This is a genomic window from Ewingella allii (assembly GCF_044430645.1).
Taxonomy (GTDB): Bacteria; Pseudomonadota; Gammaproteobacteria; order Enterobacterales; family Enterobacteriaceae; genus Ewingella; species Ewingella allii.
In genome coordinates this window covers 102,332-125,221 of record NZ_JAWUDN010000009.1, presented here as the reverse complement: position 1 = coordinate 125,221, position 22,890 = coordinate 102,332, and the positions used below count along the sequence as shown (strand labels likewise).

Annotated in this window: 16 protein-coding genes; 5 read left to right on the top strand and 11 right to left on the bottom strand. The window is 55.7% G+C overall.

Annotated features, from left to right (window positions below):
• Nucleotides 1-6 precede the first annotated feature (6 nt).
• The gene (gene rcsC, locus SBO83_RS17935; protein WP_396132428.1) at nt 7-2,880 is read right to left on the bottom strand and encodes a two-component system sensor histidine kinase RcsC; all 2,874 of its coding nucleotides are present in this window, start codon (nt 2,878-2,880) and stop codon (nt 7-9) included.
• Nucleotides 2,881-3,013: 133 nt separating this feature from the next.
• Nucleotides 3,014-5,683 (bottom strand): DNA topoisomerase (ATP-hydrolyzing) subunit A, encoded by a 2,670-nt coding sequence (gene gyrA, locus SBO83_RS17930; protein WP_396132427.1) that lies wholly within the window; start codon nt 5,681-5,683, stop codon nt 3,014-3,016.
• A gap of 281 nt (nt 5,684-5,964) precedes the next feature.
• On the opposite strand from gyrA, the gene ubiG reads away from it, so the two are divergent.
• The 4 genes from ubiG (at nt 5,965) to yfaE (ending at nt 10,942) form a co-directional block, all read left to right on the top strand.
• Entirely contained in the window at nt 5,965-6,702 is a 738-nt protein-coding gene (gene ubiG, locus SBO83_RS17925; RefSeq protein WP_353502751.1) for a bifunctional 2-polyprenyl-6-hydroxyphenol methylase/3-demethylubiquinol 3-O-methyltransferase UbiG, read from the top strand.
• A 491-nt stretch (nt 6,703-7,193) separates the two neighbouring features.
• Nucleotides 7,194-9,476, top strand: coding sequence for a class 1a ribonucleoside-diphosphate reductase subunit alpha (nrdA, locus tag SBO83_RS17920; protein ID WP_396132426.1), 2,283 nt, complete (start codon nt 7,194-7,196; stop codon nt 9,474-9,476).
• Nucleotides 9,477-9,549: 73 nt separating this feature from the next.
• Entirely contained in the window at nt 9,550-10,680 is a 1,131-nt protein-coding gene (nrdB, locus tag SBO83_RS17915; protein ID WP_034791704.1) for a class Ia ribonucleoside-diphosphate reductase subunit beta, read from the top strand.
• Between the two features lies 1 nt (nt 10,681).
• Nucleotides 10,682-10,942, top strand: a complete 261-nt coding sequence (yfaE, locus tag SBO83_RS17910; protein WP_353502753.1) for a class I ribonucleotide reductase maintenance protein YfaE — start codon at nt 10,682-10,684, stop codon at nt 10,940-10,942.
• 249 nt (nt 10,943-11,191) lie between these two features.
• Here yfaE and SBO83_RS17905 read toward each other — a convergent pair whose 3' ends face one another.
• Nucleotides 11,192-12,397, bottom strand: a complete 1,206-nt coding sequence (locus SBO83_RS17905; RefSeq protein ID WP_396132425.1) for a nicotinamide mononucleotide deamidase-related protein YfaY — start codon at nt 12,395-12,397, stop codon at nt 11,192-11,194.
• Nucleotides 12,398-12,774: 377 nt separating this feature from the next.
• Nucleotides 12,775-13,320 carry a YfaZ family outer membrane protein gene (locus SBO83_RS17900; RefSeq protein WP_353502755.1) on the bottom strand — a complete coding sequence of 182 codons (546 nt, stop codon included), beginning with the start codon at nt 13,318-13,320 and terminating at the stop codon, nt 12,775-12,777.
• A gap of 346 nt (nt 13,321-13,666) precedes the next feature.
• Here SBO83_RS17900 and SBO83_RS17895 point away from each other — a divergent pair, with 346 nt between their 5' ends.
• Nucleotides 13,667-15,100, top strand: coding sequence for a catalase (locus SBO83_RS17895; protein WP_396132424.1), 1,434 nt, complete (start codon nt 13,667-13,669; stop codon nt 15,098-15,100).
• 94 nt (nt 15,101-15,194) lie between these two features.
• Here SBO83_RS17895 and menE read toward each other — a convergent pair whose 3' ends face one another.
• From menE to elaB, 7 genes are all read right to left on the bottom strand, one after another.
• Nucleotides 15,195-16,565: an o-succinylbenzoate--CoA ligase gene (gene menE, locus SBO83_RS17890; RefSeq protein WP_396132423.1), complete on the bottom strand. Its 1,371-nt coding sequence runs from the start codon at nt 16,563-16,565 to the stop codon at nt 15,195-15,197.
• On the bottom strand, nt 16,553-17,530 hold the full coding sequence (gene menC, locus SBO83_RS17885) for an o-succinylbenzoate synthase (protein ID WP_396132422.1): 978 nt from the start codon (nt 17,528-17,530) through the stop codon (nt 16,553-16,555). Before menC ends, menE begins: the two co-directional genes overlap by 13 nt.
• On the bottom strand, nt 17,530-18,387 hold the full coding sequence (gene menB, locus SBO83_RS17880; RefSeq protein WP_396132421.1) for a 1,4-dihydroxy-2-naphthoyl-CoA synthase: 858 nt from the start codon (nt 18,385-18,387) through the stop codon (nt 17,530-17,532). The genes menC and menB overlap by 1 nt, the downstream gene beginning before the upstream one ends.
• On the bottom strand, nt 18,374-19,168 hold the full coding sequence (gene menH / locus SBO83_RS17875) for a 2-succinyl-6-hydroxy-2,4-cyclohexadiene-1-carboxylate synthase (protein ID WP_396132420.1): 795 nt from the start codon (nt 19,166-19,168) through the stop codon (nt 18,374-18,376). The genes menB and menH overlap by 14 nt, the downstream gene beginning before the upstream one ends.
• On the bottom strand, nt 19,168-20,853 hold the full coding sequence (gene menD, locus SBO83_RS17870; protein WP_396132419.1) for a 2-succinyl-5-enolpyruvyl-6-hydroxy-3-cyclohexene-1-carboxylic-acid synthase: 1,686 nt from the start codon (nt 20,851-20,853) through the stop codon (nt 19,168-19,170). Before menD ends, menH begins: the two co-directional genes overlap by 1 nt.
• A gap of 23 nt (nt 20,854-20,876) precedes the next feature.
• Complete coding sequence (menF, locus tag SBO83_RS17865; protein ID WP_396132418.1) at nt 20,877-22,250, bottom strand: isochorismate synthase MenF; 1,374 nt, start codon at nt 22,248-22,250, stop codon at nt 20,877-20,879.
• Nucleotides 22,251-22,491: 241 nt separating this feature from the next.
• Nucleotides 22,492-22,800, bottom strand: coding sequence for a stress response protein ElaB (elaB, locus tag SBO83_RS17860; protein WP_034791744.1), 309 nt, complete (start codon nt 22,798-22,800; stop codon nt 22,492-22,494).
• Between the last annotated feature and the right edge of the window lie 90 nt (nt 22,801-22,890).

The following is a 22,890-nucleotide window of genomic DNA, read 5'->3' as shown; positions in this document are numbered from 1 at the left end:
GGGTAGCTAGACCTTAGTGTCACGCAGTCGGCGTACCGATTTGCTGTAGTAAGCCAGCGTATCGCGCAGGGTTTCCAGCGTAACAGGCTTCGACAGGCAGTTATCCATCCCAGCCTCCAGACAGCGCTGGCGCTGCTCGGCCAAGGCATTGGCCGTCACGCCAATCACCGGCAAGGTGTAACCCAGCTCGCGTAGTTTCTGCGTCAGGCCATAACCGTCCAGCTTCGGCATGTTAACGTCGCTAAGCACGATATCAATTTGGTGGACGTTCATCGCATCCAGCGCATCCAGACCGTCATTGGCGGTGACCACCTGATAACCCATAGAACTGAGCTGATCGGCCAGCAAACGGCGGTTGATCGGATGGTCATCGACCACCAGCAGGTTGATATCGCTGTTGTCTTGGGTAGTCAGCGCGCCCAAAGCTGGCAGGTTCAACCCGCCCTCTTCCGACTCATCTTCCAACTGATAAATCCGGTTGAGCAACGCCGTCACTTCCAGCGGCGTCGAGGTGCTGTGCACCCAGTAGCCCGGGCGCGTTTCCAGCGGCAGTCCGATATGGTCGATGCTAAATTCAATCTGCGCGGCCAGCTCGCCGTTGTACATCAACAGGGTATCAGTGATGAGCACGTCTTCAGCCTGAAGAATGCAGTCAGGCTGCCAGCGCTGGACATTTGCTCCTTGATGGCGCAACAGCTGGGTCAGGTAGCTTTCGAGGTGCGCGTTACGGATTTCCAGCCACAGGTTTTTACCCTGCCACGCATCAAGCGGCTTTTCACATGGGAAAGTGGCGTTATACAGCGGAATTCGCACGGTGAACTGGCTACCCAGCCCTGGCGCAGAGTCTACCGAGATATCGCCATCCATCAGATTAATCAGCTTCTCACAGATAGCCAGCCCCAGCCCGGTACCCTGGAAGTGACGCTGCACGCCGCTGCCCACCTGGAAGAATGGGTCAAACAGACGGGTGATTTCGCGCTCAGGAATACCACAGCCGGTGTCGCGAACCTGGAACTCCATATAGTTACCACAGGTGCGCGCATGCAGCACGATACAGCCCGTATCGGTGAATTTAATCGCATTATTAAGGATGTTCGACAGCACTTGCTGCAAGCGCACTGGGTCGCCCAAGAACGACATCGGCACGTTATGCTCGATAAAGCAGTACAGCCCAAGATGCTTCTTCACCACCAACGGCAGATAGTTACCAGCGATATGGGTGATGACTTCTCGGCAGGAGAACTCCTGCGGCTCGATTTTCAGCTGCTCAGACTCAATCTTTGAGAAATCGAGGATATCGCTGATGATTTTCAGCAGCAGTGCCGACGAGTTATTCATCGCCGTCACCAGACGGTCAACCCCCTGCGGCAAGCCCTGAGTTTGCAGCAAATCGAGATTACCTATGATGCCGTAGAGCGGCGTACGTAACTCGTGGCTGACGGTTGCCAAGAACATGGATTTAGACTGGCTGGCCTGCTCGGCGGCGTTAGCCATCTCCTGCAATGACTCTTCCATTCTGACGCGCGCACTGACGTCGATCAGCACGCAAATTGCCACGTCTTCATTGCGGTAGCGCGAATGCACAAAGCTCAGCTGAATGTTGTTATTGTCTTTGGTGATGACATCGACAAAGTTGACCTGCTGGTCACAAATAATCCGCGTGATGCGCTGGCGGTCTTCCGCCGTCAGCATGTTGATGTAGTTATGCGCCAGCTCGTTACTCAGGATATTCACGCCATCGCTGATACGCAGAATGGAAATCCCCACCGGCGCAGACGCCACTATCTTGTGGTTAAACTGCTCGTGCTCTTCAAGGCGGAAGGCGTTCTGCTCAGCGGGCAGGAAGATTTTCCGCTCGAAAACCCATGCCAGAATAAACAGCAGCAAGGCAGAGAAAATATTCAGCAGAACGGCGTTAAAAATAAGAATTTTAAAGCGTTCAATGACCGTGTTAAACGGCAATGAATAGACCACGCTGAGGCTCGACGGCGATAAGGACTTCTTATAAACCAAATCGTTATAGCCATTCATGTAGCCGAAATAGGTCGACTCTGACGGGAATCCGCCCAGGATCGAAGGATTGCGCCCGCCCTCAGAGAAACTGAGCAAAGGTTCGTTATCGGCATTGAGGATCGTCACCCCCGTGTGCAACGATGATGGTGTCACCATATCTTCCTGGCGCAGCGTCTGCTGGATGCCCATCAGCGCTTCCAGCTTGTTTCCGACATAAATAGGCGTCAAAACATAGAGATAGCCCAAATCTTTATTCGGGCCGGGTGAAACCCAGTACAGGCTGTTCTCTTTATCCTGATTCTTACCATTACGGTACTTGAGGATTTTCTCATGCAGCGATTTCAGAACGTTGCTGTTGTCGCGTTCAATGGGTTGGCTGTTGAGGCCGAAATCGACCATACACAGGCTTTCGCCACCGATGAAGAACACCCGGTTGAGATCGTAAGCATCGGAAAAATTGTCTTTCCAATAATGGATCATGTTACCGAGTGAATTGAGCGAATTGCGGTAGCTATCGTTAAGCTGGCTGCAATCAGATTCTGAATAGAGTGGATGATAAGTTGGCTGAATATTCTTACTGGTAATGACACCGTTGATGATGTCGAGGCCGTTCATCGAATCACTAAGGCGCTTTTCGGCCATGTATTTAACATCCCGCATAATATCTGCGGAATTCTTAATGTAACTCTGCGCCTGATCGTAATTGAGATTGTCCTCATCACGGATTTCCGACTCTTTGTTGTGGAAAATATTCAGGACATAGAATGTCGTCAGCAACGCGCCCAGCGACCACAGCATAAACGCCAATACCCTGAACAGGTAACGGGAGATGCGCAGCGTTGTTCTAAAAGAGGTTAAATATTTCAAAGGACTACCATCGACATTGCGGAGTCACCACAGGGCGGAAAACGACAGTTAGAATACACTATTGTCGCAGAGACTAAAAAGGGCACAACCTAAATAGGATGTGCCCTTCTGTGCGTTTCAAAGCGACTGAAACTTACTCTTTTTCAGCGTCTTCGTCGTCAGCATCATCTTCGACAGCTTCGTCGTCCGATTCTGTTTCATCTGGCAATTCAGCTTCCTGAGCAGCTTCCAGCTCACCTTCAACCGTTGCTACGCCATCCAACTCTTCGTCTTCAACTGGCTCGGCAACGCGTTGCAGACCAACCACGTTCTCATCTTCTGCGGTACGGATAAGCGTCACACCCTGGGTGTTACGGCCTACGGTACTCACTTCAGAAACGCGAGTACGCACCAGCGTGCCTGCATCGGTGATCATCATGATCTGGTCCGCTTCATCAACCTGAATCGCGCCAACCACTGGACCATTACGCTCGCTCACTTTGATGGAGATAACGCCCTGTGTTGCACGAGACTTAGTTGGGTACTGAGCAGACTCGGTACGCTTACCGAAACCATTCTGCGTTACGGTCAGGATACAACCGTCGCCGCGTGGAATGATCAGGGAAACAACGCTATCACCTTCGCCCAGACGAATACCGCGAACACCGGTCGCGGTACGGCCCATCTTACGCACGGCTTCTTCAGAGAAGCGCACCACTTTACCAGCCGCAGAGAACAGCATGACTTCATCTTTACCGTCAGTCAGGTCAACACCAATCAGCTCATCACCCTCGTTAAGGTTGATGGCGATGATGCCAGCGCTGCGTGGGCGGCTGAAATCAGTCAAAGCAGTTTTCTTCACGGTACCGCTGGCAGTTGCCATGAACACGTGACGCCCTTCTTCGTACTCGCGCACTGGAAGGATGGCGGTAATGCGCTCGTTCGGCTCAAGCGGCAACAAGTTGACGATTGGACGACCACGCGCACCACGGCTGGCTTCTGGCAATTGGTACACTTTCATCCAGTACAGACGACCACGGCTGGAGAACATCAGGATCGTGTCGTGCGTATTGGCGACCAGCAGGCGGTCGATGAAATCTTCTTCTTTAATACGTGCAGCAGACTTACCTTTACCACCGCGGCGTTGCGCTTCGTAGTCGGTCAGAGGCTGGTACTTCACATAGCCCTGATGCGACAGCGTCACTACAACGTCTTCCTGATTGATCAGGTCTTCGATGTTGATGTCGGAGGTATTGGCGGTGATTTCAGTACGACGCGGATCGTTGTACTGGTCACGAATCGCTTCCAGCTCTTCACGGATAACTTCCATCAAGCGATCTGGATTTTCCAGAATCAGAATCAGTTCCGCGATTTGCGTCAGCAAGTCTTTGTATTCATCCAGCAGTTTTTCGTGCTCAAGGCCGGTCAGTTTCTGCAAACGCAGATCCAGAATGGCTTGGGCTTGCTGCTCGGTCAGGAAGTATTTCCCGTCGTGAATACCAAATTCTGGCTCCAGCCACTCAGGGCGCGCCGCGTCGTCACCGGCACTTGCCAGCATCGCTGCGACGTTACCCAGATCCCATGAACGGGCAATCAATCCGGCTTTGGCTTCCGCAGGAGACTGGGCTGCGCGGATCAGTTCAATGATAGGATCGATGTTAGCCAGAGCGATGGCCAGTGCTTCGAGGATATGAGCACGGTCACGCGCTTTGCGCAGTTCGAAAATGGTACGGCGCGTCACCACTTCGCGGCGGTGGCGCACAAACGCGGACAGGATCTCTTTCAGGCCCAGAATCTTTGGCTGGCCCTGATGCAGAGCAACCATGTTGATACCGAAAGAAGTCTGCAGCTGCGTCAGAGAGTAGAGGTTGTTCAGAACCACTTCACCGACCGAATCGCGTTTGATTTCAATCACAATGCGCATGCCGTCTTTGTCAGACTCGTCGCGCAGTGCACTGATACCTTCAAGACGTTTTTCCTTCACCAGCTCGGCGATCTTTTCGATCAGACGGGCTTTGTTCACCTGATAAGGGATCTCGTGAACGATGATGGTTTCACGACCGGTTTTGGCGTCAGCTTCCACTTCCGCGCGGGCACGAATTAGGATCTTGCCACGGCCGGTGCGATAGGCTTCTTCAATACCACGGCGACCATTGATGATGGCGGCGGTAGGGAAGTCAGGCCCTGGGATGTGTTCCATCAGCCCTTCAATGCTGATGTTTTCATCGTCGATATACGCCAGACAGCCGTTGATAACCTCGGTGAGGTTATGTGGCGGGATATTGGTCGCCATACCTACTGCGATACCTGACGCACCGTTAACCAACAGGTTAGGGATACGCGTCGGCATGACCGCAGGGATTTGCTCGGTGCCATCGTAGTTCGGCACGAAGTCGACGGTTTCTTTTTCAAGGTCTGCCAACAGTTCGTGGGCAATTTTTGACATGCGAATTTCGGTATAACGCATGGCTGCAGCGGAGTCGCCGTCTACCGAACCAAAGTTACCCTGCCCGTCCACCAGCATATAGCGAAGTGAAAAAGGCTGAGCCATACGAACGATGGTGTCATAGACCGCGGTATCACCATGTGGGTGATATTTACCGATAACGTCACCGACCACACGGGCCGATTTCTTATAGGCTTTATTCCAGTCGTTACCCAGAACGTTCATTGCGAAAAGTACGCGGCGGTGCACCGGTTTCAAACCATCGCGCACATCTGGCAACGCACGCCCGACGATAACGGACATGGCGTAATCCAGGTAAGAGTTTTTCAACTCTTCTTCGATGTTTATCGGTGTGATTTCTCTGGCAAGGTCGCTCATGGAGCTGCTATCCCTCTACTGATTATTCATTGCCGGTGCCTGTATAGGCAAAGGTGTAAAACTATACCACAAAGCTGAGATCTGTGGAAAAGAACCTCCCTATTTCGCGCTATTTTAAATCCAAATTGTCGGCCTGATTCAAACCTTTGGCGCTGCTCCCTCTTCTTTGCACGGCAAACGCCAGCATTTCGCGCAAAGATTCGCCACACAGACAAAACTGAACCTCGGGTGAGGAATATGTATAATCCGCCCTATCAAGCTATAGGGAGTTCATCACGCTCATGAATACAGCATCGACTAATAACACGCAGAATATCGACCACGACGAAATCGCCAAGTTTGAAGCCGTGGCTTCGCGCTGGTGGGATTTGGAAGGCGAATTCAAGCCGCTGCATCGCATTAACCCACTGCGCCTTAACTATATCCTCGAACGCGCCGACGGCCTGTTTGAGAAAAACGTCCTCGACGTCGGCTGTGGCGGCGGCATCCTGAGTGAAAGCATGGCCGTCGCGGGTGCGCATGTAACGGGTCTGGATATGGGCGGTGAGCCTCTGCAGGTGGCCCGTTTGCACGCGTTAGAGAGCGGCGTCAATGTCAGTTATGTTCAGGAAACGGTAGAAGCCCACGCCGAAGCCAACCCACAAAAGTATGATGTGGTGACCTGCATGGAGATGCTCGAGCACGTCCCGGATCCGGCCTCGGTAGTGGCTGCCTGTGCGCGTCTGGTTAAGCCGGGCGGCCACGTGTTCTTCTCCACCATCAACCGCAACAACAAAGCCTGGTTAATGGCTATTTTTGGTGCCGAATACGTTCTGAAAATGGTTCCAAAAGGCACGCACGACATCAAAAAATTCATCAAACCGTCCGAGCTACTGGCGATGGTTGACCGCACTGATTTGGTCGAGCGCGGCATCATGGGCCTGCACTACAACCCATTGACCGATCATTTCAAACTCGGCAAAAACGTTGATGTGAACTACATGATTCACACACAAGCCCTGGCCGATGAGAAAAAATAAAGCACAGGTTTAGCCCTGATGCTGGTATTAACGCGCAGAAAATGGTTTTTAAACCAGATTCTGCGCTTGTAACAAACAGTAAAATCTTAGTTTTTAGCAGTTTGGCGAGAAGTCTGTTAGCTACATCTTTTTTTAGAATAGTTAGCAACACTAATATAGCGTTTTTTTCTAATGTTTAAGAAATCGGCAGTCGATCAAGTTTTCAAAAAATATAAGAAAATCGTATTGTAGATATTGACAGTTTAACCGCCCCAGCAACCACGTACACTCCAGCCCCACCCTGATAAATTCTCCCCAACTTATCCACAAAAATGGCCATTTTGTTCACTTGCAAAAGGCACATCCAACCACTATCTTGTCATCAGAAATTAACAAACCCACAATATATAGTGTTTATATCCTGAGCAGCACACAATGCGCAGATTAGACAGATTTCGCTGGGAATCTGCGTTTCGTCAGGCCCTTTATAAACCTCTAAGGTACAGCCCCTAATGAATCAGAGTCTTCTTGTTACTAAACGCGATGGCCGTAAAGAACGCATCAACCTTGATAAAATTCACCGAGTCATCGACTGGGCTGCCGAAGGGCTTCAAAACGTCTCTGTTTCGCAAGTAGAACTCCGTTCCCACATCCAGTTTTACGATGGGATTAAAACCGGCGACATCCACGAAACCATCATTAAAGCGGCTGCGGACCTGATCTCTAAAGATGCCCCGGATTATCAATATCTGGCTGCGCGTCTGGCGGTGTTCCACCTGCGTAAAAAAGCTTACGGCCAATTTGAGCCGCCAAAACTTATCGATCAGGTTAATCGTATGGTCGATATGGGTAAATATGACAAACATCTGCTGGAAGACTACACGGCTGAAGAGTTCGAGCAGATGGACAGTTTTATTGACCACTGGCGTGATATGAATTTCTCCTATGCCGCGGTGAAGCAGCTGGAAGGTAAATACCTGGCGCAAAACCGCGTGACGGGCGAAATTTATGAAAGTGCTCAGTTCCTCTATATTCTGGTCGCCGCCTGCCTGTTCTCTGGCTACCCGCGCGATACCCGTCTGGATTACGTTAAACGTTTCTATGACGCCATTTCGACCTTCAAAATCTCGCTGCCAACGCCAATCATGTCCGGCGTGCGTACCCCTACGCGCCAGTTCAGCTCTTGCGTGCTGATCGAATGTGGCGACAGCCTCGACTCCATCAACGCCACCTCAAGCGCTATCGTGAAATACGTTTCTCAGCGCGCAGGTATTGGGATTAACGCTGGCCGCATTCGCGCGCTGGGTAGCCCAATTCGCGGCGGTGAAGCTTTCCACACCGGCTGTATTCCTTTCTATAAGCACTTCCAGACCGCGGTGAAGTCCTGCTCTCAGGGCGGCGTGCGTGGTGGTGCTGCCACCCTGTTCTACCCAATGTGGCACTTGGAAGTTGAAAGCCTGTTAGTGCTGAAAAACAACCGTGGCGTCGAAGGCAACCGCGTTCGTCACATGGACTACGGCGTACAGATCAACAAACTGATGTATCAGCGTTTGGTGAAAGGCGGCGACATCACCCTGTTCAGCCCGTCTGATGTCCCGGGCCTGTACGATGCGTTCTTCGCAGACCAAGACGAATTCGAACGTCTGTACGAGAAATACGAGCAAGACGAGAGCATCCGTAAGCAGAAAGTGAAAGCCGTTGAGCTGTTCTCCCTGATGATGCAAGAGCGCGCCTCCACTGGCCGTATCTACATTCAGCACGTTGACCATTGCAACACCCACAGCCCGTTTGACCCGGCTATCGCGCCAGTTCGCCAGTCTAACCTGTGTCTGGAAATCGCCCTGCCAACCAAGCCGCTGGACGATGTTAACGACGAAAACGGTGAAATCGCGCTCTGTACGCTGTCTGCTTTCAACCTCGGCGCTATTAACAGCCTCGACGATTTGGAAGAGCTGGCAACGCTGGCGGTTCGTGCGCTCGACGCCCTGCTCGACTATCAAGATTACCCAATCAAAGCCGCAAACCGTGGCGCGATGGGCCGCCGTACTCTGGGTATTGGCGTCATTAACTTCGCATACTATCTGGCGAAGAACGGCGTGCGCTACTCCGACGGCAGTGCGAACAACCTGACGCACAAAACCTTCGAAGCGATTCAGTACTACCTGCTGAAAGCCTCTAACAACTTGGCGAAAGAGCAAGGTGCTTGCCCGTGGTTCAATGAAACCACTTATGCACAGGGCATCATGCCTATCGATACCTATAAAAAGGATCTCGATGCCATTTGTGATGAGCCACTGCACTTAGACTGGGACGCGCTGCGTAAAGACATTAAAGAGCACGGCCTGCGTAACTCCACGCTGTCTGCCCTGATGCCGTCTGAGACTTCTTCGCAAATCTCTAACGCCACCAACGGCATTGAGCCACCGCGCGGCCACATCAGCATCAAAGCGTCGAAAGACGGGATTCTGCGTCAGGTTGTTCCTGAGTACGAAACCCTGAAAGACCAGTATGAGCTGCTGTGGGATATGCCAAACAACGACGGCTACCTGCAATTGGTGGGTCTGATGCAGAAATTTATCGACCAGGCGATTTCGTCTAACACCAACTACGACCCGGCGCGCTTCCCGAACAGCAAGGTGCCAATGAAACAGTTGCTGAAAGACCTGCTGACCGCCTATAAGTTCGGCGTGAAAACCCTGTACTACCAAAACACTCGTGACGGTGCTGACGACGTGCAGGAAGACATGAAAGCCGAAGCTGCGGACGATTGTGAAAGCGGCGCCTGCAAAATCTAATTGTCTGTTTTTAATTAAATAATTTATATAAAACCCCCGTCAGGGGGTTTTTACTGAGAATTCAGAGGACGTTATGGCCTATAGCACTTTCTCCCAGAACAAAAACAACCAACTTCTTGAGCCGATGTTCTTCGGTCAGTCTGTTAACGTCGCGCGTTTCGACCAGCAGAAGCATGAGATTTTTGAAAAGCTGATCGAAAAGCAGCTCTCCTTCTTCTGGCGTCCTGAAGAGATTGACGTTTCTCGCGACCGTATCGACTTTCAGGCGCTGCCAGAGCACGAGAAGCACATTTTCCTCAGCAATCTGAAATACCAGACCCTGTTGGACTCCATTCAAGGCCGCAGCCCGAACGTCGCCCTGCTGCCACTGATCTCGATTCCAGAACTGGAAACGTGGGTTGAAACCTGGGCGTTCTCTGAAACCATCCACTCACGCTCTTACACCCACATCATCCGTAACATCGTGAATGATCCGGCGCTGGTGTTTGACGACATCGTCACCAACGAAGAGATCCTCAAGCGCGCCAAAGACATCTCTGGCTACTACGACACGCTGATTGAAATGACCAGCTACTACCACCTGCTGGGCGAAGGTACGCATCAGGTTAACGGTAAAACCGTGGTCGTAAACCTGCGTGAGTTGAAGAAGAAACTCTACGTCTGCCTGATGAGCGTCAACGCGCTGGAAGCCGTGCGTTTCTACGTCAGCTTCGCCTGCTCCTTCGCCTTCGCCGAGCGCGAACTGATGGAAGGTAACGCGAAAATCATCAAGATGATCGCCCGTGACGAAGCCCTGCACCTGACCGGCACCCAGCACGCGCTGAACCTGCTGCGCTCTGGATCTGATGATCCAGAAATGGCGGAAATCGCCAAAGAGTGCGAGCAAGAGTGCCACGACCTGTTCGTGCTGGCCGCGCAACAAGAGAAAGATTGGGCAGAATACCTGTTCCGCGACGGCTCTATGATTGGCCTGAACAAAGACATTCTGTGCCAGTACGTCGAGTACATCACCAACATCCGTATGCAAGCGGTTGGCCTGACTGCGCCATTCAAAACGCGCACTAACCCAATCCCATGGATCAACGCATGGCTGGTGTCTGACAACGTGCAGGTTGCGCCACAAGAAGTGGAAGTTAGCTCTTACCTGGTCGGTCAGATTGATTCAGAAATGAATGCTGACGATTTGAGCGATTTCGAGTTCTAAGATGAGTCAGCCAACCGTAACGCTTTCAGCCAACGGTAAGCGGCTGGCCTGTCTGGCCGGCCACAAAAACCTGCTGGAAGTGTTCGAGCATCACGAAGTGCAAGTGGAATACCAATGCAGGGAAGGCTACTGCGGCTCCTGCCGCATGCGCCTGGTCAGCGGTGAAGTCACCTACAGTGAGAAACCTCTGGCATTCCTGCTGGAAGGCGACGTCCTGCCCTGTTGTTGCCTGCCGGTGGGGGACGTCGAACTGGAGTTTTGATGTGGGGGTGTGCGGCCCCCACTTGGCCGCTTTAAATTCAACTTCAACTTCAACTTCAACTTCAACTTCAACTTCAACTTCAAGACCTTGCGTTGCCACGCAAACTGGCCTTTAAGGTCAAAACCGTGCGCTGCCGCCACACCGGCCTTAAGGGGCGCCTATCGCCGCCCCCTTGCCGGTGTGGGCCGGTACCCACGGTTTTGAATTTAAAGATTTAAAAGCGGGCCTTGGGCAACCCGCCCCAAAAAACTACGCCTTAGCCACACGCTCCAACCACGGGTAGTCCGCCACCGGATCCCAGCCATTCAGATACCGCCGCAGCATATCCATTGCGACCATCGCGATAGTCTCTTGGCGCAGTGCTAAAGCATGGCGGCTGGCGGTATAGCGGATGGTGAGGCCACTGGTGCCAGCCGGTGTGTGCAGCGCGAGGCTCAGCTCCTCGCCGGACATGGCGCCGACGGCTAAAGCCAGCTGGACCTGATTCTTCTCGGCCAGTTGCTGGGCGCGGGCCAGAATGCTCTGCAGCGATTTCTCCGGGGCCGGTTCGGCATCATCAGGCAACAACTCACCCGCCGCCAGTGGCACATCGGCGCTTTGCAGACGCCAGTTGAGCAGGCCGCCGGTGAAGCTCTCGCTGACCGAAAGACGCAAGCCCTGATCCAGCAAATGCTCGGCAAGACGCGCCGGCAGGCCGCCAAAACCTTCGAAAATAGTGCTTTCACCCGCCACTTCGCGCACGCGCTCAAACGCCTTATGCATCGCCGCTTCTTGCGAACGCGGGCCGGTGACTTTCAGCTCGATGATTGGCGAAGAAGAGCGATAGCCCAGGGTGACACCCTCAGGCAGCACCATCTGATCTAGCTCATTGGCAAGGTCACTTTCACCACGGCCAAAGGTGGTCAAACGCAGACACAGCGGGGCTTCCAGCGATGGGTGCTTCTTGTGTAAACGCGGAACGATTTGCTGCTCCACCATCACTTTGAATTCGGAGGGTACGCCGGGGGTGAAGAAAATCTGACAGCGGTTCAACGTCAGGCTGAATCCACAGGCGGTGCCTACGGGGTTATCCAGCACTTCGGCGTTGGCAGGAATTTGCGCCTGCTTGCGGTTGGACACCGCCATTGGGCGGCCGCGCTGCGCGAAGAAAGCTTCCATGGTGGCAATCCAGTCGGCATCCTCCACCAGCTCGCCCCCACAGGCGATAGCCGCCGCCTGTGCGCTTAAATCATCACTGGTCGGCCCTAGACCACCGTTGACGATCAGCACGTCGGCGATGTAGCTGCGCTCTTTCAACACGCTCACCAGCTCATCCAGACTATCGCCGACCGTTTCGCGACTGGTCATCGGCAACCCCTGCTCGAACAGATAGTTCGCCAGCCACGCCGCGTTGCTATCTACTATTTGCCCATGCAGCACTTCTTCGCCCGTACTGAGCATCTCGACCCTAAGCATTCTTTTCTCCTCTTATTTGTCCTTCCACTGTAGAAAGCCTGAAGCCGAAAAACAATTGCCGGGGCACAAAGTGATATTCCAAACGAAAAAAGCCTGCTATATGCAGGCTTTTAAATTTAAAGCTGGATATCCCTAAAGATTTCGCTCTGTAACAAGGCGGCAACTGAGCAAATCCCCAGAAGCTTACATCAGTAAGTGACTGGGGTGCGCGAAGGCAGCCAACACAGCTACAGCATGAAAGATGACGGGATATATCCCTAAAGATTTCGCTCTGTAACAAGGCGGCAACTGAGCAAATCCCCAGGAGCTTACATCAGTAAGTGACTGGGGTGCGCGAAGGCAGCCAACGCAGTTACAGTGCGAAAGATGACGGGATATTAGAAGTTAACAGCACCGCCGAGATATGCCCCATCCGCCAGGATGTTGTCACGCTTACCGTCTTTATTATCCAGCGCCAGATAGCGGTAACCCACGCTTACCGTCACCAGAGGGATGGCGGTCAAACGAATACCGGCGTCGCCTTCTTTGTAGTTAGAGATGCCGCTAGACAGGGAATCTGGAGAGTAGTAGTAGCTGCCGTACAGGCTGAACAGGCTACCTACTGGCAGCTGCAAGCCACCGCCGACTGCCGCCGCGTAACCTTCGTCGCCCTGTTTAGGATTGGTATACAAACCTTTGCCGCCAACGGTCGCCATGAATGGACCCAGTGGGATGTTGTAACCCAGACCCAGACCAGCTACGTCGCCGTCATCGTCGTTGTGGGTCCAATCGCCGCTCAGCGCGATACCCGGAGTGGTGGTACCGAGGCCCACACCGAAATTGGTGTAATGTTCGCCAATTTCACCGTTGACACTGATGGCGCTGGCAGAGGCCGCGACCAACATCAAACTGGCAGCAGCGCCAGCGACTAAAAGTTTTTTCATTTTCATTCCCGAATGTTCATTAAACGACAGATAAACCATCCCGCGAAGTCTAAAGCAAATCAGCGTCATGCAACAACCTTGAATGTTTTAAACCTCCGTTTTAAATAAAAAAAAATGTAAGAAACAACCACAAAGTTTATGCGCGTAACGTTCCTGATTGAAATGATAACTCCTGCCTATTTGCCCAGTATCAACATCAAGGCTAAAAGATGGGGGTAGAGTTTACTGACCTAAGGAAAGGCAAACTCGCGAAGGGAAGCCGTACCGCAATACCTTTTTGAGGAATGGGCACCGCCCTTTTTAGCTTTAAACACCCACCGATTAATTGACTGGAAGGATCTAACCAATGAGTAAAAGAGGACTCACAACCGCCGCTGGAGCACCGGTTGTAGATAACAATAACGTGATCACCGCAGGCCGCCGTGGCCCCTTGCTGCTGCAAGACGTCTGGTTTCTGGAGAAGCTGGCGCATTTTGACCGCGAAGTGATCCCAGAGCGTCGCATGCACGCCAAGGGTTCAGGCGCCTACGGCACCTTTACCGTCACCCATGACATCACTCAATACACCCGCGCAAATATCTTTGCCGAAATCGGTAAGCAAACTCCGATGTTTATCCGTTTCTCCACCGTAGCGGGCGAGCGCGGCGCAGCAGACGCCGAGCGCGATATTCGTGGCTTCTCCATCAAGTTCTATACTGAGCAGGGTAACTGGGATTTGGTTGGCAACAACACCCCTATTTTCTACCTGCGCGACCCGCTGAAATTCCCAGATTTGAATCACGTGGTTAAACGTGACCCGCGCACTAACCTGCGCAATCCGGCTTACAAATGGGACTTCTTCTCCCATCTGCCTGAAGCACTTCACCAGCTAACTATTGACGCCAGCGACCGCGGCCTGCCTAGATCTTATCGCCATATTCACGGTTTTGGTAGCCACACCTTCAGCTTTATCAATGAGCAAAACGAGCGTTTTTGGGTGAAATTCCACTTCCGCTGCCAGCAGGGCATTCAAAACCTGATGGACGACGAAGCGGAGAAACTGGTGGGAAGCGATCGCGAAAGCTCGCAGCGCGACCTGTATGAGGCCATTGAGCGCGGCGACTTCCCTCGCTGGAAACTCTTTGTTCAAGTCATGCCCGAAAAAGAAGCTTCCGAGCTACCTTACAACCCATTCGACCTGACCAAAGTTTGGTTACACAGTGACTATCCGCTGATTGAAGTGGGCGAGTTTGAGCTGAACCGCAATCCAGAAAACTACTTTGCCGAAGTTGAACAAGTGGCGATGAGCCCGGCCAACGTGGTGCCGGGTATCGGCTTCTCCCCTGACCGTATGCTGCAAGGCCGTCTGTTCTCTTACGGCGACGCGCACCGCTACCGTCTGGGCGTGAACCATCATCAAATCCCAGTTAATGCACCAAAATGCCCGTTCCACAACTACCACCGCGACGGCGCGATGCGCGTTGACGGTAACAGCGGCAACGGCGTGACCTATGAGCCAAACAGCGCAGGTTTGTTCCAAGAGCAGCCGGACTTCAGCGAACCGCCGTTGACTATCGAAGGGGCGGCGGACCACTGGAATCACCGCGAAGATGATGATTACTTCACCCAGCCACGCCTGTTGTTCAACCTGCTGTCTGCAGATGAGCAAGCACGCCTGTGTGGCCGTATCGCCGGTGAGCTGAAACACGCTTCGCCAGACACGCAAAAACGCCAACTCGATCTGTTCTACAAGGTTGATCCGGCCTATGGCGCAGGTGTGGAAAAAGGCCTTAAGGCGTAATACCTGACGCTTGGGTTTTAGATAAGCGTCATAAAACAAGGGCCGCCCTGTAATGCAGAGCGGCCCTTTTTATTAGCGATAATGAACTGAAAGCTCAGGCAGTTTGCTGTGAAAGCCACTCCTGAAGATGGCGACGCGAGATTTTAATCCCCCCCTGCGCAATGTCCGCAGGCAGGTCGAAATAGCGCACCGGCTGCTGGAAACGCGCCAGTTTGCCCTCCAGCCATTGGGAGAGCATCTCAAACGGCATCTCTGCTGAGCGATCAATCAGCGCCACCGGCCTCTGGCCAAATTCGGCGTCAGCCATCGGCAACACGAAAGCGCGCTCAACGCGCGGATGCGCCGCCAACACGCGCTCGATGTCCTCGGGCTGAATCCCCTCCCCGCCGCTGAAAAACAGATTATCCAGCCGCCCGGCGACGTGCAGCTCATCGCCCCGCCACGCGCCTCTGTCTCGAGTATGCAACCAGCCGTCGGCGTCGGTGAGCTGAGTCAGCTTGCCCTGCCACCAATAACCGGCTGCCAGACTTTCGCTGCGGATCAGGATTTCATCCTCGACGATCATCACTTCCCGCCCGGCCAGAGGCTCGCCGACGCCCGCCGAACCGTCGGCGCGTTTGGCCGTCACCGTCGACGCCGTTTCCGTCATGCCGTAACCACACCAGCAGCGAACTCCGGCGCGTTCGGCGCGCTGGGTTAACTCGAGGGGAATGTCCGCCCCACCGAGCAGCACGTCGGTTAACGAGGCGGGCAACTGCTGCTGGTTGAGCAGCCGCCAGAGCTGGGTCGGCACCAGCGAGGCGTGACTGCAGTCTTGCAGCGCCTCAGCGAGCGGCCGCTCTTCGGCCACCACCAGCTGGGCACCGGCGGTCAGCCAGCGCCAGACAATGCCCTGCCCCGAGACGTGAAAAAGCGGCAGGGAAAGCAGCCAGCCGTTATTGGCGTTGAAAGGAATGAGGCCCAGCACCCCGCGCGCGCTGGCGAGATGCGCCGCGACGCTGTGCGCGGCGGCTTTAGGTAGCCCGCTCGAACCCGAGGTTAACGTCAGGGTGGCAATCCGCTGCGGCGGATAATTTGGTGTCACCCCGCCATGGCCGTGGAACAGGCTCAGGGCAGGGATTTCAGTGACCAGCGGCTCATCGCTCAGGTCGAGAATAAAGTCGATATCCAACTGGGGTAATAGTGGGTCACACAAGGCGGCAGGCAGCTGCGGGTTCAGCGGCAGAAGCCTGGCTCCGGCTTGAATCAGCGCCAGATAGCATAACAGCGCGTTAAGGCTATTTTTGCCACGCAGCGCCACGCCACGGCCTTCGGCCACGCCCTGCTGGACGAAACCGGCACTAAGTGAGTCAACGCGCTGCTGCAAGTCTTGCCAGCACCAGGCTTTCCCCGCCGATTTAATGGCAATGGCAAAGGGCGTTTTGCTCGCCCAGGCGTGCCACGGCCACTGGGTTAATTCTGCCATACCACCTCCAGCGCGGATTCATCCAGCAGGGGTTGGTCGGCGTCAGGCCAAGGGCGGACCAGCTGCGACTGGATGAGATCCAGCGTGTCGAGGCCCGGCTGGGTGTCGGGCGTCAGCCACGCGGCCATGCGCGCCAGCTGGGTTAAACCGAGGCTGGACTCAATACTTGAGCTGATCACCGCCTCAAGCCCGGCGCGATGGGCTTTGGCAATCAGTTCGCGGCAGCGCGTCAGGCTGCCGGTCAAGGTCGGCTTGATAATAATCGCCGCCAGCCCCTGTTCGGCGCGAATTTCAAAGCCCGCCTCGCGCACGCTTTCATCCCAGGCAATGGCAATCCCGCTGGCGCGGGCAAACTCGCGCGACTGTTCGCGGGTCTGACAAGGCTCTTCGATAAAGGCGATGCGCGAACGCAGCGCGGGGGCCACGTAACGCGCAAAGGCGTCGGCCTTGGCGGGCGTCCAGCTGCGGTTGGCGTCCAACCGCAAACGCAGGTGCGGCAAGGCTTCGAGCAGCATGCTGACATTCAAACCATCCCCCACCGCCTCGTACAAACCGACTTTCACCTTGGCAATCGGCTGGTGGGCAAGTCGCTGATAGAGCGCGTCCGGGTCGCCCTGACACAGGGGCGCGCAGGCGTAATTCCCCGTCTGCGGCAGTGCGTCGCGCAATTCGGCATCCGCCATGCTCAGACCAAAAGCCACCGACGGCATGGCATTGAAGGCCGATGCCAGCGCGCCGAGCGAAGCCCCTTGCAGCCACTGGGCCAGCGCATGCTGCACGCCCTGCTGCGCCTGTTCCACGCTTTCCAGACTAAAGCCCGGCAGCGGCGCAATTTCCCCCCAGCCGCACTTTTCGTCCTGCCACAGCTGCACCAGCAGGCCGTCGCGGGTCTTCAGACGTTGATTTCTCAACACAATGCCCGCCTCCATCGGCAGGCTATAACGGTACAGCGTAGCGCGGCGCATTAAGGATTACGCTTGAATTTGCTGAAGTCCGGCTGGCGTTTTTCGTTAAACGCGTTGCGGCCTTCCTGACCTTCGTCGGTCATGTAGAACAGCATGGTGGCGTTACCCGCCAGCTCCTGCAAACCGGCCTGCCCGTCGCAGTCGGCGTTAAGCGCGGCTTTCAGGCAGCGCAGCGCCATTGGGCTGTTTTGCAGGATTTCGCGGCACCAGCGCACGGTCTCTTTTTCCAAATCAGCCAGTGGCACCACGGTGTTGACCAAGCCCATGTCTAGCGCGGCGGCGGCGTTATACTGGCGGCAAAGGAACCAGATTTCGCGCGCCTTCTTCTGGCCGACGATGCGCGCCATGTAAGAAGCGCCCCAGCCGCCGTCAAAGGAGCCGACCTTCGGCCCGGTCTGACCGAACACCGCGTTGTCTGCGGCAATGGTCAGGTCACACATCATGTGCAGCACGTGGCCGCCGCCGATGGAGAATCCGGCGACCATCGCCACTACTGGCTTTGGACAGGTACGGATTTGGCGCTGGAAGTCGAGCACGTTCAGGTGGTGAACGCCGCTGGCGTCCTGATAGCCGCCGTAGTCGCCGCGCACTTTCTGGTCGCCACCGGCGCAGAAGGCTTTGTCGCCTTCTCCAGTCAGCACAATCACGCCAATGTTGTCGTCATAGCGCGCATCTTCCATCGCGCGGATCATCTCTTTGACGGTCAGCGGGCGGAAAGCGTTGCGCACCTGCGGGCGATTAATGGTGATTTTGGCGATGCCGTCCGCCGACTTGTGATAGCGAATATCTTCGAATTCGCCGCTGCAATCGAGCCACTCAATCGGGGCGTACAGCTCTTTTTCATCAGGATAAATCATGTTCAACTTCCTTTAAGACAGGTGAAGTAATGAATGCCAGCGCCTGACGGGCAAACTCAGTCGGATTCGCGCGATGGGCGTTATGCCCGGCATTGGCGATGGTGCGCAGCGGGAAACCGGCCTGCTGCGCGAGAAGGGTAAATTTCTGATCCAGCGCGCCGCATAGCCATACCACCGGCAGCGCGAGTCGCGACAAGGGCTGGCGCAGGTCGGGCTGTACCGCCAGAGAGGTCGCTCCCAGCATGGTGGCAATCGCCGGACCGTGGTTGCTGGCGCGTAAATCCACCAAGCGCTGGCGCTGGGCGTCGCTCAGGTCGCCAAATACCGGTTGGCGATACCAGAGTTGCAGCACCTGCTCGATGGGCTGGAAGCGAAAACGGGTGATCCACAGCTGGTCGTGATGACGGCGCTGCTGGCGATCGCGCAGGGTTTTCAGACCGGGATTGGCCCCTTCCACCAGCACGCCTCGCAGGCCACGGCTATCACCATAGCAGGCGTGATAAAGGCTGATTCGCCCACCGAGTGAATAACCGAGCAGCCAGTAGTCGTCAATTCCCAACTGCTGCAAGGTGGCGGTGAGTTGCTGGCTGACGTCGGCAAAACCGGCGGCGGTAATACTGGCGGAACGGCCGTGACCGGGCAGATCGACCAGCAAACAAGGCCACTCGCCGAGGTGCGGCAACAGTGATTGCCAATCCTCGCCGCTACCCAACAGGCCGTGAAGCAGCACCAACCAAGGGCGTCCGCTGAGATGAGTATTAACTTGCTGGCAATTGAGCATCAGAGCGCCCCCGCCTCAGCCACCAGCTCGCGCAGCATCGCCGCGCCGTCGCCGCTGGCCACTTTTAGCTCGACCAGCGTCGCGCCTTGGCGCTGCCAGCCGTTTTGCACCGCGTCGGTTAGCTCATCCATGCTGGCCGGGCTGATATAGTGCAGGCCGAACATCGCCGCCGCGTGGCTAAACTCCACGTCTTGCGGCATGCAGTAAAAACGCTGGCGCTGCTCCTCTGGCGTCGGCAACAAAGAGAAAATCTGCCCGCCGTTGTTGTTTACCACCACCATCACCGTTGGCGCGGAGCATTGGCGCAGCAGGGCCAGCGCGTTTAAATCGTACAGCGCAGAGAGATCGCCAATCAGGATGAGCGTCGGTTTCTGCGTGGCGCGTTGCACTCCGGCGGCGGTAGAAATCAGCCCGTCGATGCCGCTGGCCCCGCGATTGGCAAACAGCGGATAACTCGCCGGAAGCTGCGCCAGCGAGTCCACCAGCCTGACCACCAGACTGTTGCCGACAAACAGCTGGCCGTTGGCTGGCAGCAAGGCCGGTAAATGACGCGCCAGAGAAGCTTCGCCAAAATGGCTCGCCAGACGGCTTTCGACCAGAGCCATCACGCGTTGAGAAAGAGAATTTAGCGCCCTGGCCCAAGGCTGTTGAGGCTCGGCGGGGTGCAGCTTCAGCCATTCGCTGACGGCGATTTGGATGCGCCGCCCTTGATGCTGCGCCGGGTCGAGGCGGCCGGGCATCGGGTCTATCAGCCAATACTCCTGAGGCTGGCAGGCGGCCTGCCACTGCAACAGGCGTTTGCCGGTCAGGCTGCCGCCAAACTGAATCACTAATTCCGCCTGAGCCAATGTCTGTCGGGCCTCTGGGTGCGCCAGCCACAGGTCGGCACAGGGCAGCGGGTTGCCGGTTTGCGATTGCACGTCGCTGATTAGCGGCCAGCCGAGGATTTTAGCCCACCGCGCCAGCTGTTCGCCCTCTTCGGCGGCGATGCGCCCAGCGATAATCACTCCGCGCTTTTGCCGCCACTGCGGCCAGTCGGCTTCAACCGGCTGACGCAGAGTTGGCGGCGTGCGCAGCCAAGGCTGGCGGCCCTGCCACCATTCGCCCAGCGCCTGCGACCAGTCGAGATAGTCATCCCCCTCCTCGCCGTACAGCGGCTCGGCGAACGGACAGTTGATGTGCATGGCACCGTGCTCCAGCGCTGACAGGCCGTTGTCGATAGCCGATACCAGCCAGCGTGCGCTGATGTTCGGCGTCGGTCGCGGTAGATTGAGGTTTTGCCGTGGGTGGCTGGCAAACAGTTCTGGCTGGCGAATGGCCTGATTGGCGCCGCAGTCGATAAGCTCCGGCGGGCGATCGGCGGTGAGCATGATCAGCCGTTCGCCGGTCAGCCCGGCTTCGATAATCGCCGGATAGAGATTCGCCACCGCCGTGCCGGAAGTGACAATCACCGCCACCGGCTGGCCGCTGGCCTTGGCTAAGCCGAGGGCCAGATGCCCCAGGCCGCGCTCATCAAAATGGGTGTGGCAAATCAGCTTGGAGTTGCTCGCCGCCGCCAGCGTCAGTGGGGTTGAGCGCGAGCCGGGCGCGATGCAGACGTGCTGCACCTGATGGCGGGTTAAGGCTTCTAATATCAGCGTGGCCCAGCGGCGATTAAACATGGCGGTAGCTTGTGTTGATGGCATGGATTGACTCCGGCGAACCCGATTCAGCCCGCCCTAACGGCAGGCAGTTCATGGTACTGCTGTCCGGCGGACTCGGCCGAGTGCGCCCCCTCGTCTAACAGGGTGCGCAGCCCTGCGGCTTTATTTTCTATCTCCCGCCACTCCTGCGCGGCGTCTGAACCGGCGACAATTCCCGCCCCGGCAAACAGCTCGAGTTGGCTGCCCTTCACGGCGGCTGAGCGCAGCGCCACGGTGAATTCGCTGCGCGTCAGGCTGAGATACCCCGCCGAACCGGCGTACCACTGGCGGTCAAAAGGTTCGTGGCGAGCAATAAATTCTCGCGCGGCCTGTCGCGGCAAGCCGGCCACGGCGGCGGTGGGTTGCAGGCGTTGCAGGCAGTCGGCGTCGTCAGCCTTCGCCAGCACGGCCTGAATACTGCGGCGCAGATGCTGCACTTTGCGCAGGCGAAGGATTTCGGCGGGCATCACGTCCAAAGAGCGCGCCCCGCCCTGCAATCGCTGGCAAATGTCGTCAACCACCAGCATATTTTCGCGCTGGTTTTTAGGGTCGTTGAGCAGCCACTGGCCAAGGGCGCGGGCCTGCTGATGGTCATCGGCGGCGGCCACGGTTCCGGCCAGCGCTTCGGTAAAGAGTTGGCGCTTTTCGCGCAGGAACAGCCGCTCAGGGCTGGAGCCGAGGAATGCCTGCTGCGGCGCAAACGCTAGCATGAAGTGGTAACAGTGATGATTCACCGCGCGGCTGGCGGCCAGAAAAGAGGCCGGATTCAGCGGCTGGCTGAGGGCCAGCGTGGTTTTGCGCGCCAGCACCACTTTGTCGAACTGGTTATGCTTAATCCCCCTGAGCACGGCGTCGATCATCCGCGCCCACTGCGGCTGAGTGGGCAAATGTTGGTAGCGCACCACCTGAGACTTCAGCGCCGGTAAGGCGCGAGCGCTGACCAAGGTGCGGAGAAAGGCGCGCACTCTATGGGCTTCTTCGCGCAGAGAAACCGGGCTATAAAGCTGGCAACGCAAAATGCACTGGCCGTCGCGACGGCTGATTTCAATACGCGGCAGAAACAGCGCGTGGCTGGCCTGTGCGCCGCCCATGCCGTCGTTGAAGGCGTTCAGCCCCCAAATGCGCAGTTCAGGAAAGTCCGGATATTGCTGTAAGAAGTGCTGGGCGGAAGGCATGTCATCGAAGTTTGCCGCGTCGCCGCACAGCACCACTTCTTCGGCGTCGTCGCGCTGCTGCCAGTAGAATTTTGGGTAACAAGGCTGGGCGTCGAGCCATTCCAGCATGCCGCCGTGGGGTTGTTCAGGGAGTCGATAAGTGAACTGCCGGAGGCCAGCCATGTCGGGAAAACTCCCCAACAGCGCCGAATCCAACTGGTCAAGAATTGCTGAAATCTGTTTCACCGCCACCTCAGCCGCATCCGAATGGTTTGATGTCAGGCAGAATGCCCTTCTGGATCAAAAAACGGGTTAGATCAAGTACGGGTGAATTATGCGGCGTTAGCGGGATTTAAAATATGCGGCAGATCAAGGCAGAGCCAGAGCCTATAGATATGAAGGGGTAGTGACTCATTCAGAGGGGTTATAAGGCAGAAAACAGAGAGGCAGCCGAAGCTGCCTCTGGGACGATATTGCCGAGCTTAGCTTAGCGACGCAGCAATAAGCCGATCACCAAACCCACGGCTGCACCGGCACCTACGCCGTGCCACGGGTTTTCGCGCACGTAGCTGTCGGTTTGCTCAGCCACCTGACGCGCCTTGGCGCAGTAAGAGTTCGCACCGTTGCTCAGGCGAGATTTTACCTCTTCCAACGCCTGCTCCGCGCGGCTTTTAATCTCGATATATTTTTCATCTGCTTTGTCACCGGAGGATTTCAGCACCTCTTCCAGCGTTTCGGAAAGCATTCTTAAATCATCGTCCAGTGACGCCTGCTGCGGTTCAAATTGGTTCGACATGGTTATCTCCTTATTTTGTGATTATCACGATACCCATTAACCCTAGCGCAGATTTGCCATAAACGCAGGATCAAAAACGGAGAGAACCGC